This window comes from Embleya sp. NPDC005575, from assembly GCF_040605455.1.
GTDB lineage: Bacteria > Actinomycetota > Actinomycetes > Streptomycetales > Streptomycetaceae > Embleya.
This window is the reverse complement of record NZ_JBEXCV010000205.1, coordinates 1-12,400: the sequence shown is the minus strand read 5'-3', so window position 1 is coordinate 12,400 and position 12,400 is coordinate 1. Positions and strand designations below refer to the sequence as shown.

The following is a 12,400-nucleotide window of genomic DNA, read 5'->3' as shown; positions in this document are numbered from 1 at the left end:
CGCGCCGCGGGGCGGGGCCGGTGCCGACGGCGCGCGGTCGGCCGCCGCCGGCCGTGTCGCCGAGCAGGTTGAAGCCCAGGATGCCGAGCACCAGGACCGTGCCCGGCAGTGTCGCGGACCACCAGTCGCCGCCGATGATCCGCCCGCCGGCGTCGGCGATCAGGTTGCCCAGGGTGGCCTGCGGCGGGGCCACGCCCAGGCCGAGGAAGCTCAGGCCGCCCTCGGCGAAGACCGCGATGGCCATCGCCAGCAGCGCCTGCCCGAGCACCGGCGGCCAGACGTTGACCAGCACCTCGCGAAAGAGGATCTCCCGGGTGGCCACGCCAAGACCGCGCAGGTTGGCGACGTAGTCCTCGCGCATCTCCACCACCGTGGCACCGCGGGCGACCCGGGCGAAGTAGGGCACGAAGCCCAGCCCGATGGCGAACGCGACGCGCGGGCCGTTGCCGACGGTGACCGGACCCAAGTGCATGTCCGCCGTGCCCATCAGGCCGATCAGGAACATCACGAAGACGAACTGCGGCAGCGCCTGGAGGATCTCCACCGAGCGCATCAGCACACCGTCGAGCCGACCGCCGTGCCGGTATCCGGCGAGCACGCCCAGCGGCATGCCGACCGCGACCGCGAAGCCGATCGAGGACAGGCAGATCCACAGCGAGGTCCAGGCGCCCTCGGCCGTCCGGGCCAGCAGGTCGCGGCCGAGGTGGTCGGTGCCGAAGGGGTGCGCGAACGAGGGTGCCTCGGGGCCCGGGGTGACCAGGGCGACGGGATCGCCGTGCAGCCGACCGACGGTGGCGACCAGGAGGTAGAGCACGACGCAGGCCAGGCCGATCCAACCGGCCGCGCCCAGGCGCGTCAGGCGCGGGCGGGGCCTCACGCGGCCCGTCCGAGCTTGTCCCGGCCGACGCCGGCCGCGGTGCGCGGATCCACGAGCGGGTACAGCAGATCGACCACCAGGTTCAGCAGCAGGAAGATCGCCGAGGTCGCCACGCAGGCGCCGAGCGCGAGCGGATAGTCCTGCCGCTGGAACGCGGTGACCATCAGTTGGCCGATCCCCGGTATCTGGAACACGTTCTCGATCAACACGGTGCCCGAGAGCAACCCGCCGATCAGGACGCCGGCCACGGTCAACGTCGGCACGAGCGCGCCGCGCAGCGCCACCCGGCGCAGCGTGAGCAGCCGCGAACCGCCCATCGCGCGCGCGAACAGCACATGGTCGGAGGCCATCGCGTCGGCGAGCCCGCCGCGCAGCGAGCGGGTGAGCATCGCGAACGTCGCCAGTGCGAGCACGATCGCGGGCAACACGAGCACCTTGAGGTTGGTCGCGGGGTCCTCGGTGAAGGTGACGAAGCCGCCCGCGTTCGGCAATAGGTCCGGATGGCTGTCGCCGACCACCACGAGCGCGACCACGGCCAGCCAGTAGCCCGGCAGGGACATCGCCAGCACGCTCAGCACGCGCGTGCCGTGGTCGACCACGCCGCCGCGGCGCAGCACCGACCACGCACCGAGCAGGGTGGCCGGGATCACCGCGAACACGGACGCGAGCAGCCCGAGTTCGAGCGAGATCGGCAGCGCACGGCCGATCTGGTCGGCGACCGAGGAGCCGTCGTAGAGCGAGGTGCCGAAGTCGCCGCGCAGCGCGTCGCCGACGTAGTCGAGGTATTGGGTCACCAACGGCCGGTCCAGACCCATCCGGTGTTCGACCGCGGCGCGGGCCACCGGATCGGCCGCGACCTGCGGCGCGAGCTGGTTGACCGGGCTCACCGGGGACGCGTGCAGCAGCAGGAACAGGCCGGTCACGACGGCAAACATCACCACGGCGACGCCCAGGACGCGCCGCACCAGGTAGTTCGTCATCACTCTCCCGCCGATCCGATGCGCCATCCATTGTCGGACGGCGCATCGGACGGTGGGCCCCCGGGGCGTGCGATGGTCGCGGAACGCGGTGTTCCGCGGTCGATCAGGCGGTCTTGCGGAACCGCTCCAGGTCCGCGCCCAGCTCGCGCAGCACGGCGCTGTTGATGTCGTACGCGAACAGCACCTCTTGGACCACCAGTTCCTGCTCCTCGGCGTCCCATGGCGCGTTGTTCATCGCCGCGCGGTAGGCGTCCTTCCACACGTTCAGGTCGCCGAGCCCGTCGAACACGTAGAAGTCGCTGCCCCGGGTGCCCGGCAGGTCGTAGTGCTTGCGCATCTGCTTGGCGATGAACTGGCCGCCGGACATGTCGCCGAGGTAGCGGGTGTAGTGGTGGGCCACGAAGCCGCCGGCCCAGTCGTAGCACTTCTCCCGCATCCGGTCGGCGTAGCGCCGGGTGGCCTCGTTCGCGGGCCACTCCTGCTTCCAGTTCTCGCCGGCCAGGAAGAGCATGTCGGCTTCGAGCACGGCCCGGCGGTCCAGTCGCGCGTCGGCGAACGGGGCGCCGATCGGATCGTCGCGCATGGTGTCCGCGGCGTCGTCGAGCACGACGTAGGCCCAGTAGTGCTGAGCCACCATCGCGGTGTACGCGTCCCGGGTCAGTTCGCCCTTCATCAGCGCTTCCAGGAAGCCCGAGCCCTCGGCTTCCTGGTGGAAAGCCCATGAGCGCTTGCGCAGCGACTCGGCGAAGGTCGGGGTGGCACCGGCGGTTTCGGCGGTCTCGGTCGTGGTCATGAGGTTTCCCCTAAGTGCGACAAGATCTACCGAACACGCACAAGATGGTGCGGACGGTGTGAACCGTAAATGAATCAGGCGGCTTCGCCCGTGCGGATTCGACACTTCACCCAGGGCGCAGCGCCGGCAGCGATTCGGGGCGCCGCCCGTTTCCGCTGGTCCTCGCAGTCTGCGTGGCGCCATGCGGCGCCGTCAATAAGTTACCGACAACTTGTCGGCACGTTGTCGACGGACCCTCGGTCCCCCCGAGTCGGCGCCGCCGGCCGATCCGAGCCGACCGCGTGGCGCGGGCCGAGCACTCTCTCGCGGCCCGCTCGTGGGCAACCCCGGCCGTCCCGCCGGTTCGACCCGATCTTAGGATAGCCTCACCTCCCATCATTCCGTACGCAGTCGTACGGACGGCCCAGAGGAAACAACGTGAGCCCAGCCCGCACCGGACGCCTCGGCGCCGTCGCCGCCGTCGCGACGCTCCTTCTCGCCTGGTCGCTCTGCGGCCCGGCGAGCCCCGCTCACGCGACCGGTACCCCGGCAGCTGGCAAGGCCACCCTCACCGCGGAGAAGACCACCGGACTCAACCCGGCGGGCGATGTGGTCAAGCTGGTCGGCAAGGGCTTCGCGCCGGGCGTCCGGCTGTTCATCCTGCCGTGCGACCCCGCCCAGGGCGCGGGCCGCGCGTGCGACATGGGCTCGTTCTCCGGTCCCACCGAGGCGGACGCGACCGGCTCGTTCAGCGCGGACGTCAAGGTCGCCGCCAAGTTCGGCGCGGTCGACTGCCTCAAGACCCGATGCGCCATCGCCACCTCCAACTCGGCCAACGGCAAGGACCGCACGCAGGAGGTCTATCTGCCGATCGGCTTCCAGGGCGAGGACCCGAGCCTGCCCGCGAGCCCGCCGCCGGCCACCGCCGCGCCACAGGCCGGAGCGCCCGGCGCCGGCGCGCCGAAGACGTCCGCCGCACCGCCCGCCGCAGCGCCGAGCACCGACCCCACGCAGACCGCGCCCAAGGACGAGGACGACGGCAAGGGCGGCCTGATCTTCGGGCTGATCGCCGCCGCCGTGGTGGTCCTGGTGGTCGTCGGCGTCGTCGTGAAGCGCCGTCGCCCGAGCGCCTGACCCACGGTCCCCCTCGCCCCGTCGACCTCCCATCCGACGAGCCACCGAGTCGGCCGGCTCGTCCCCAGCCTTCGGAGTCCGCACATGCGCACATCCCGTACCGCCGCCGTCGTCGCCGCCACCGCGATCGCCGGCCTCGGCGTGCTCGCCGCCACCCCCGCGTCGGCCGCCGACGCGCCGACGATCACCCTCTCCAAGGCGACCGGCCTCACCGCCGGCGGCGAGGAGATCACCGTCACCGGCAAGAACTTCAAGCCGGGCAAGGGCGTGTACATCGCGCAGACCGTGGCCAAGCCGGCCGGTGGCGTGCCGACCCAGTACGGCAACGCGGGCTACGTCCCGCAGGTCGGCCCGGACGGCACCTTCTCGGTCAAGATCAAGCCCGCGCAGAGCTTCGAGGGCAAGGACAAGAAGAAGGTCGACTGCGCCGCCACCGCGTGCTTCGTGGCGACCTTCAACGACCACACCGACATCGCCAACCGTGACCAGGACGTGTGGATCCCGGTGACCTTCGGTGCCGCCGCACCGGCCGCCGCCACCCCGCAGACCGGTGCCACCACCGAGGCCGGCGAACCGAAACTGCCCAAGACCGGATCTTCGAGCACGCAGCTCGCCTACGTGGGTGCGGGCATGCTGGTGGTCGGCGTGGGCGCGGTCGCCGCGTCCCGTCGGCGCCGCGACAGCGCGCGCGCCTGACCATCTCGGCCATCCCACCCCTACCGCCGGAGGCGACCCGCATGAGCGAGGCGACCGTCAACCCGTTCGCGGCGGACGCGATCACCGCCGTCTGCAAGCACATGAACGACGACCACCCCGAGGACTGCCTGCTGATCTCGCGTGGTCTCGGCGGGCAGCCGGAGGCCACCTCGGCCACCATGACCGGCCTGGACGGCGACGCGGCGTACTACTCGGCGATCGTGGCCGGGGAGCCGATCGCGGTACGGGTGCCGTGGAGCCGCTCGATCACCGAACGTCGGGACGTGCGGATCGAGGTCGTCACGCAGTACAACGCGGCATGCAGGGCACTGGGGCTGCCGGCACGCGGCGAAGGCGAGCACTGAGCCAAGTCGACCGGCGGGGAACCGTCGGGCCGGCCGGCCCGACCATGTGACCGACCCGTCCTGTTGTAACGAGCATCACGCCGACGGCCCCGGAGGACTTCCTCCCGGGCCGTCGGCGTTGTGCATTCGGTATGTGGGGCCGCGCAGGCGCCGGGAAAAATAAACCTGTCGGCTGCACCTGTACAAAAAGATATAGTGAGCTTTACTCAGCATCAGGCTCCGCCCGCTTCCCCCAAAACGAAGGCCCTCTGCCGTATGCCGCCCATATCCGCGTCCCGCCTCAGTCAGAAGGTCGTGGTCGGCGCCGTCTTCGTCGCCGCGATGTTCGTCAACATCCTCGACATCACCATCATCAACGTCGCGCTCCCCGCGATCGGCAAGGACCTCGGCGCGTCCCAGGCGAGCCTGGCCACGGTCGCGGTCGGCTACCTGGTCAGCCTCGCGGTGTTCATCCCCGCGTCCGGCTGGCTCGGCGACCGCTTCGGCACCAAGCGGATCTTCCTGATCGCACTGGCCCTGTTCACCGGCGCGTCGGCGCTGTGCGGACTGGCGCAGAGCATCGACCAGCTGGTGCTCTTCCGGATCCTCCAGGGCGCGGGCGGCGGCATGCTGACGCCGGTCGGCATGGCGATGATGTTCCGGGTCTTCCCGCCCGAGGAGCGGGTGCGCGCATCCCGCATCCTGATGGTCCCCACCGCACTGGCCCCCGCGCTCGGTCCGGTGCTCGGCGGCCTGCTCGTGGACAAGGCGTCCTGGCACTGGGTCTTCTACATCAACCTGCCCGTGGGTCTGGCCGCGTTCGTATTCGGCCTGGTCTTCCTGGAGGAGTACAAGAACCCCAAGGCGGGTCGCTTCGATCTGCCCGGGTTCGTCCTGTCCGGGGTCGGCTTCGCGCTGCTGATGTACGCGCTGAGCGAGGGCGCGACCAAGGGCTGGGGCTCGCCGATCATCGTGTCCACCGGAATCGCCGGACTGATCCTGTGTATCGCGATGGTCTTTGTCGAGCTGCGGGTCAAGGAGCCGATGCTGCACCTGCGGCTGCTCCGCGACCGGCTGTTCGTCAGCACCAACGTGGTGTCGATGGTCAACTCCGCCGCGTTCCTGGGCGTGCTGTACGTCTTCCCGCTGATGCAGCAGCAGGCATTCGGCAAGTCGGCCCTGGAAACGGGTCTGCTCACCTTCCCGGAAGCGTTCGGTGTGGTGATCGCCACCCAGTGGGTCTCGCGCCTGTACCCGGTGGTCGGACCACGCCGGCTGATGGCGGGTGGCCTGCTCGGCATCGGCGCGTGCGCGGCGCTGCTCGCCCTGGTCGACGGCAACACCGCGCCCGCGTTGATCGTGGTGCTGATGTTCTGCACCGGCGCCTCGATGGCGCACGTGATGATCCCGATGCAGGCGGCCGCGTTCGCGCGGACCGCACCGGCCGACAACGGCCGCGCCTCGACCATCTTCAACGTGCAGCGCCAACTCGGCTCGGCCCTCGGTGTCGCGCTCCTGGCGAGCGTGCTGGCCGGAATCGGCACCATGACGACCCACTCCGGCGGCGCCCCGAGCCCGAACCTGCACGCCTACCACGTGGCCTTCCTGGTCGCCGCGGGCCTCGCGGTCCTCGGCGCGATCGCCGCCCTGACCATCCGCGACGCGGACGCCGCCTCCACACTCCGCAAAAAGACCGAGGTCATCCCAACCCCGAAGCCGGCCACGGAAAACGCCACGGTCTGAGCCGTTCCGGAACACGCCCTCGTGCGATCAGCTCGTCCGGCGTTCGAGGGCGTCACCGACCGCAGCGCCGAGACCCGTCCGGGCCGACTCCACCAGCCGTCCGGCGTTTGACGACAAAGCGTCCCGGGCCGCTAGGCCCGGAAGCGCCAAGCCACATGCGCGGAGCGTCGCCGCATCGTCTCGCGCCGCTCCGGGCCGGAGATCGCGCGCGTGCTCACCGCGAGGTGCTCCCTTACCTCGTGCCGCAGGGCCACCCGCGCCCGGACGGCGGGCTGTTCGCGCGGGTCGAGCCAACGGTGCGTGGCGAAGACCTCGGTCCGGCCCTCGGTGTCCAGCCAGTTCGGCACACCGGGATCCAGCGCGCCGATCACGACCCGGATCAGACCGTCCGGATCGACCTCCGCCTGCACATGATTGAGCGAGGTCTGCCGATTGGCGAAGTCGAGCGACTCGAACCAACCGGGGCTGTACAGCTGGAGATCCCACTGAGCGGAGACGCGCGGGTCGGTCTCCACGATCAGCACCTGATCATCCGTCAGCCGTACCCGCGCGAAGCCGTACACGACCTCCTTGACCCCGCCGGCCACCGTGGACGGTGTGCTGAAGGTGTTCACCGGCTGCCGATCACCGGTGGTGCGCACCCAGTCGTTCCACACCTCGATCGAGTTCTCCACCGACGTCGCGGCGCCGTTCAGCATCCCCGCGACCCGCTCCGGGGTGACCCGCGCGGCCGGTTGCCCCTGGGTGTCCAGGCGTTCGAGGGCCAGCATGGCCGGTTGTTCCGGCTTCCAGTCGAAGTAGTAGTCACGCACGTGCAGGACCCGGGCGTCCGGGGTCAGGCGGACCCAGTTCCCGGGTTGCTCGTCGGCACTGAGGATGATCTCGACCGTGTCGCCGGGCCCGACGCCCAGCGCGGTCGAGGAGGTCTCCGCGACGATGTCGGTGCGCCCGGAGTGCATGTCCCCCGGCTTGACCTGGAGGACGAACTTCTCGCACGCGTTCATCGTCACGGTGAGCCGGTACACACCGTCCCCGGCGATCGGCGCGCGGCGCGCGTTCTGGTCCACGTTCGGCCCGCCCCAGCGGTACGCGAGGTCGTTGTGGGTGAAGAACGCCGGGTTCTGCGGATCGGTCGCGGCGAGTTGGTAGGTCAGCCAGCAGGCGACCTGATTGGCCAGGTGCCGGATCCCCTCGGCCCGGTCGGCGTCTGTCGCACCGGGGAAGTCGGCCTCGAGGATGCGATCGCCGAGCGCGGCCATGCGCTCGCAATAGGCGCGCCACGCGGCGCCGTTGACGACCTCGTGCGCGGTCGGGTCGTTGCGCTCCGGGTCGTGGCGGTGGGGGTCGTGGCGGTGGGGGTCGTTGCGGTGCGGGTCGTTCGTGTGCCGCAGGCTCGGGTGCACGTCAGATCTCTTCCGTCGGGACCAGGAACCGCTTCTGATAGTCCGTCAGCCGAGATCGTACGTCCTCCCGGTCCAGTCCGAGGTCCTCGAACGAGTACTTGTGCCGACCGTGCCTGCCCTGCGGACGATCGGCCAGGTGCGCACGCATCGCGTCCTCGGCCTCGGCGGTGAGGTCGAGACCGAATGTGGCGTACAAGTCGCGCACCACCGCGATCGGATCGCGCATGAAGTCGGCATAGGCCGAGTCGTGCCAGTCGGCCTCGGCGATCAGCCCCGCGTCGCGAAACACGGTGAGCCGGTCGTAGGCGCCACACCACAGGTCGCTCTGGGTGCGGGCGACGTCGCGGATGTCGGACGCGTTGCCGTACGCGTGGTGGATCGTGGTGATCAGGCTGCTCAGCGACGCGAGCACGGTGAGCGGGTCGCGGTGGGTCACCGCCAGACGCGCGTCCGGGTAGACGTCGACCAGCGCGTCCAGGGTGAGCAGGTGCGCGGGCGACTTGAGTACCCACCGGGTCCGCCCCGGCGTGCGACGCTGGAGGATTTGCAGAACGAGCCGGTGGTAGGCGTACGCGGGCCGCATGTCGCACTCGGCCAGCCACGCGGCGTAGGACGGGATCGCGAACTGCCCGGTGAAATCCTCGGACCGGAACGCGAGCGCGTGTGCGCTGATGCACTCCTTGGGCAGCGTGCCGCTCTTCTCGTGGATCGCGTCCATGGCCGGCACCGCACCGGTGATGAACCGGATCTCGCGCTCGGCGAGTGCGATCCGCGGGTCGGTGTCCCGGGTCGCGGGCTCCGGCGGCGGCACGGGTCGCAGGAACTCCCAGGTGGTCGGCACCCGGTTCGCCGGATCGCGGGCCAGCAGCGCGTGCAGGATCGAGGTTCCGGTCCGCGGGCCGCCGGTGACGAAGATCGGCCGGTGGATCGGCTCGTCGAGCACGCCGGGGTCGTCTCGTACGTAGCGGGCGACCTGGAGCCGCACCTCCAGGAGTCGGGCCACCCAGGTGTGCGCCCACCAGCGGCCGACCCGGTCGAGGTTCGCCTCGTGCTCCAGTGCGTACAGCAGCCGGTCCAATCCCTCGCGAAAGCCCGGGTCGTCCTCGTCCGGGTCGCTCAGTCCGGTCCTGGCCCGTGCCTCGCCGAGCAGCGCGTCGGCGGCGAACGGCCGGTCGAGGTCGTCGGTGAGCGGCGGGATGTCACCGGCGGCGAGGGTCTCGGTCCAGGCGGCGCGCTGCGGTGGTGTCCAGGGCATGACTGGGTGTCTCCCTCACATTCGGGTTCGCGGGCCGGCGCCGAGCCGGCGCGACCTCGCCGCAGATTAGCTCTTCGTGAAGGTAAATCTGAAGAGCCGTCAGATACTTGTCCTCGGGTTGCCGCCCGGCCCGGCGGGTCGGCCGGGCAGGTCGGCCCGGCGGCGTGGTGCGGCCGGCGGGCCGGATCCGGGTCGCCGGGCGGCGCCCCGTACGGTACGAATCCTCGATGGCAAATCGGATGGAGAGTCGTGAGCGAGCGCAACGTGGTCTGGCACGAGGGCGGAGTGACGCGCGAGCAGCGTCCGGCGCCGGGGGCGACGATCTGGTTCACCGGCCTGTCGGGCTCGGGCAAGTCGACGGTCGCGGTGATCGCCGAGCGGCTCCTGGTCGAGCGCGGGATCACCGCGTACCGGCTGGACGGCGACAACGTCCGGCTCGGCCTGAACGGCGACCTGGGCTTCGGCGCCGAGGACCGCACCGAGAACATCCGCCGGGTCGGCGAGGTGGCCCGGCTGTTCGCCGACGCGGGCGTGATCGCGATCGTCCCGGTGATCAGCCCTTACCGCGCCGACCGGGACCGGGTCCGCGCTCTGCACGCCCGGGACGGTCTGCCGTTCCTGGAGGTGTTCGTGCACACCCCGATCGAGGAGTGCGAACGCCGCGACCCGAAGGGCCTGTACGCCAAGGCCCGGCGCGGCGAGATCGGTGACTTCACCGGCATCTCGGCCCCGTACGAGGCGCCGGAGAAGCCCGAGCTGCGGCTCACCCCGGCGGACGGCGACCCGGAGCAGCAGGCGGAGCGGCTGCTCGCACTGCTGGAGACGCTGCTCGCGGGATAGGGCGGCCGAAGCTCGGCGGGGTCGGCGTGGTGATGGTTGCGGGGTCTGCCACGTCGGCGGCCCCGCGGTTCGGCCGCGTCGGCCGACCCACACGTCGATCGGGTCGGTGACCCCGCCGGCCTGCGGGACCCCTGCGGCCGGCCGGCGGGCGGTGACGTGCCGTCAGGGCCCGGGTATTCCCCTCGGATACCCGGGCCCTGACGCCGTGTCGGATAGCTCGCGCCGCGCGGCAGACCGGGCGGCAGACCGCTTCGACGGTTACCGATCCGCTTGGTTGCGGCCGGCCGCTCAGTGCAGCAGGCCGCCCGTGGCGGGCTTGCGGCCGTGCTTCATCAACAGCGCGATCACGAGCGCCAGCACGCCGCACGCGATCAGGATCCAAAAGCCGGTGGTGAAGGCGTCCGAGGTGTAGGTGCAGCCACGCGGGTCGCACGCGTCGTTGGTGGCCATGCCCTGACCGGTCGGCGACGGACCGGTGATCCGTAGGCGGTTGTTGGTGAAGATCGGCGAGAGCAGCGCGACGCCGACCGAGGCGCCGAACGACTGGGCGACGACCAGCATGCTGGACGAGATGCCCTGCTGCTCCTGCGGTACGGCCTCGATGATCAGGTTCGGCGCGGCGGCGTAGTACATCCCGAAGCCGATGCCGTAGACCACACCGCAGATCAGCATGAGCTGCCACGAGTCGTGCAGGAACAGGTACATGAAGCCGGCGACGGTCAGCGTGCCGACACCGACGATCATCGGCATCCGCAGCCCCCGACGCTGCCCCCAGAGCCCGGCCAGCGGGCCGGCGATCATGCTGGATATGGACTGCCAGATCAGTACGTGCAGGGCGAGCCCGAGCAGGGTGAAGCCGAGCGCGTAGTCGAGCGAGTCGTTGAACGAGACGGCCGCCTTGACCTGGTCGGCGATTCCCGCCCACATCGCCTCGGGCGCGCCCATGGCCTTGGCGCCCTGGACGGCGCCGTCGCCGTACTTGTCGAGCGTGCTCTGCTTGACGTTGTCCGGAGTCAGGCCCATGTAGCTGGTGAGGTAGTTCTGGATGCCGATGATCATGTTCGCCAGGAACGCGATCCCGAGCACGAGCGCCACGCGCGGGGCGGTCAGCAGCTTGAGGTCGATGATCGGGTTCTCCACCCGCTTCTCCCACAACACCCACAGGCCGACCACCGCGATGCCGACGATCGCGTATCCGAACGCGGACGGCTTGCTCCAGCCCCAGGTCTGCCCCTGACTGATGTAGAGCAGGATCAGCGCGAGTCCGACACCGAGGATGACGCCGCCGACGTAGTCCACCTTCTGCGGGACGCGCAGCTTGGACTCCGGCACCACGACCAACAGCAGCGGGATCAGCACGAGCATGTAGACGACCAGGAACCAGAACAGCGAGCGCCAGGAGTAGTGCTCGGTGAGCAGTCCGCCGACGACCGGCGCGAGCGCGGCGGACAGGCCGAGGCCGGTGGCCGAGACACCGATCGCGACCGGGATGAACTTGCGCGGCATCAGGTCGCGGATGAGCCCGTACACGACGGCGGTCATGCCGAACGCGACCGCCTGGAGCGCGCGGCCGGCCAGGAACAACGGCCACGAGCTGGTGAGCGCGCAGATCAGCGAGCCGAGCAGGAACGAGACGCTGGTGGCGAGCAGCAACCGCTTCTTGCCGTAGACATCGGAGAGCTTGCCGATCAGCGGGCTGACCGCGCCGCCGACCAGGCCCAGGATCACCACCATCCACGAGATGCTCTCGCCGACGGACCGGAACGACGGGGCGATCTCCGGCACGGCCGAGGAGATCATCGCGTACTGGAGCGGCACGACCTCGGAGAACATGACCACGACGGCCAGGACGGCGAAGACTCGGCCCTTGGACACCCCCTCCAGTCGACCGGTGTCGACCGAGGACGGGTCGGATTCGGGCTCCGGCGGCTTCGCGGATACTTCAACGGTCGCAGACATACCGGTACTTTCCGTTCTGTGCAGGGGCGCGCACCGGACACGTGTCACCACTGCGACATGTCCGGTTCTGTACGGAATCTTTGGGGGCAAAGCGCCGCTCGGCCTCGATGGGGCGGGCGCGCGTTTCGTGGACGCTGCCAACCGGATCGGTGCTCTCCAGCCGAACTGATTGACAGTGTTTAGCACGCCATGGAGACGCGGGGAAGAGCAACCACCGGGTCGACGGCACTTTCATCCCGATATGCCATGAAAATTCCCTGACGACCCGTCAGCTAACTGTCGCGGTCGGGGTGGGGGCTGGGTGCGGTCGCGAGCACGGTCGAGGTCGGGGGCGGGGGTGCGGTGCCAGTCGCGGGCGGGCATGCGGGCGGCGCGGTCGCGGGCAGGGGCAGATCGG

At 70.4% G+C, this 12,400-nt stretch carries 11 protein-coding genes; 5 read left to right on the top strand and 6 right to left on the bottom strand.

The genetic code is table 11. The features are described from left to right. From ABZS54_RS38585 to ABZS54_RS38575, 3 genes are all read right to left on the bottom strand, one after another. The coding region (locus ABZS54_RS38585; RefSeq protein ID WP_355546850.1) for an ABC transporter permease at positions 1–877 on the bottom strand (877 nt) is incomplete at its 3' end. Continuing rightward, complete coding sequence (locus ABZS54_RS38580; protein ID WP_355546848.1) at positions 874–1,857, bottom strand: ABC transporter permease; 984 nt, start codon at positions 1,855–1,857, stop codon at positions 874–876. The genes ABZS54_RS38585 and ABZS54_RS38580, both read right to left, overlap by 4 nt. Before the next feature lie 103 nt (positions 1,858–1,960). Further along, positions 1,961–2,650, bottom strand: a complete 690-nt coding sequence (locus ABZS54_RS38575) for a biliverdin-producing heme oxygenase (RefSeq protein WP_355546846.1) — start codon at positions 2,648–2,650, stop codon at positions 1,961–1,963. 417 nt (positions 2,651–3,067) lie between these two features. Here ABZS54_RS38575 and ABZS54_RS38570 point away from each other — a divergent pair, with 417 nt between their 5' ends. The 4 genes from ABZS54_RS38570 to ABZS54_RS38555 all read left to right on the top strand — a co-directional run bounded on the left by ABZS54_RS38570 (position 3,068) and on the right by ABZS54_RS38555 (position 6,546). Then, positions 3,068–3,763: a neocarzinostatin apoprotein domain-containing protein gene (locus ABZS54_RS38570; RefSeq protein WP_355546844.1), complete on the top strand. Its 696-nt coding sequence runs from the start codon at positions 3,068–3,070 to the stop codon at positions 3,761–3,763. Positions 3,764–3,847: 84 nt separating this feature from the next. Next, the gene (locus ABZS54_RS38565; protein ID WP_355546842.1) at positions 3,848–4,459 is read left to right on the top strand and encodes a neocarzinostatin apoprotein domain-containing protein; all 612 of its coding nucleotides are present in this window, start codon (positions 3,848–3,850) and stop codon (positions 4,457–4,459) included. Positions 4,460–4,500: 41 nt separating this feature from the next. Beyond that, complete coding sequence (locus tag ABZS54_RS38560) at positions 4,501–4,824, top strand: DUF2470 domain-containing protein (RefSeq protein WP_355546840.1); 324 nt, start codon at positions 4,501–4,503, stop codon at positions 4,822–4,824. Between the two features lie 255 nt (positions 4,825–5,079). Continuing rightward, a complete protein-coding gene (locus ABZS54_RS38555) occupies positions 5,080–6,546 on the top strand; it encodes an MDR family MFS transporter (RefSeq protein ID WP_355546838.1) in 1,467 nt (488 codons plus the stop codon). A gap of 131 nt (positions 6,547–6,677) precedes the next feature. On the opposite strand, the gene ABZS54_RS38550 is transcribed toward ABZS54_RS38555, so the two are convergent. Next, positions 6,678–7,949, bottom strand: a complete 1,272-nt coding sequence (locus ABZS54_RS38550; RefSeq protein WP_355546836.1) for a DUF1214 domain-containing protein — start codon at positions 7,947–7,949, stop codon at positions 6,678–6,680. 1 nt (position 7,950) lies between these two features. Next, positions 7,951–9,204, bottom strand: coding sequence for a sulfotransferase (locus ABZS54_RS38545; protein WP_355546834.1), 1,254 nt, complete (start codon positions 9,202–9,204; stop codon positions 7,951–7,953). 264 nt (positions 9,205–9,468) lie between these two features. Here ABZS54_RS38545 and cysC point away from each other — a divergent pair, with 264 nt between their 5' ends. Then, positions 9,469–10,044, top strand: a complete 576-nt coding sequence (cysC, locus tag ABZS54_RS38540; RefSeq protein ID WP_355546852.1) for an adenylyl-sulfate kinase — start codon at positions 9,469–9,471, stop codon at positions 10,042–10,044. Between the two features lie 288 nt (positions 10,045–10,332). Here the strand turns inward: cysC and ABZS54_RS38535 are convergent, their stop codons facing one another. Next, on the bottom strand, positions 10,333–12,003 hold the full coding sequence (locus ABZS54_RS38535) for an MFS transporter (protein WP_355546832.1): 1,671 nt from the start codon (positions 12,001–12,003) through the stop codon (positions 10,333–10,335). Between the last annotated feature and the right edge of the window lie 397 nt (positions 12,004–12,400).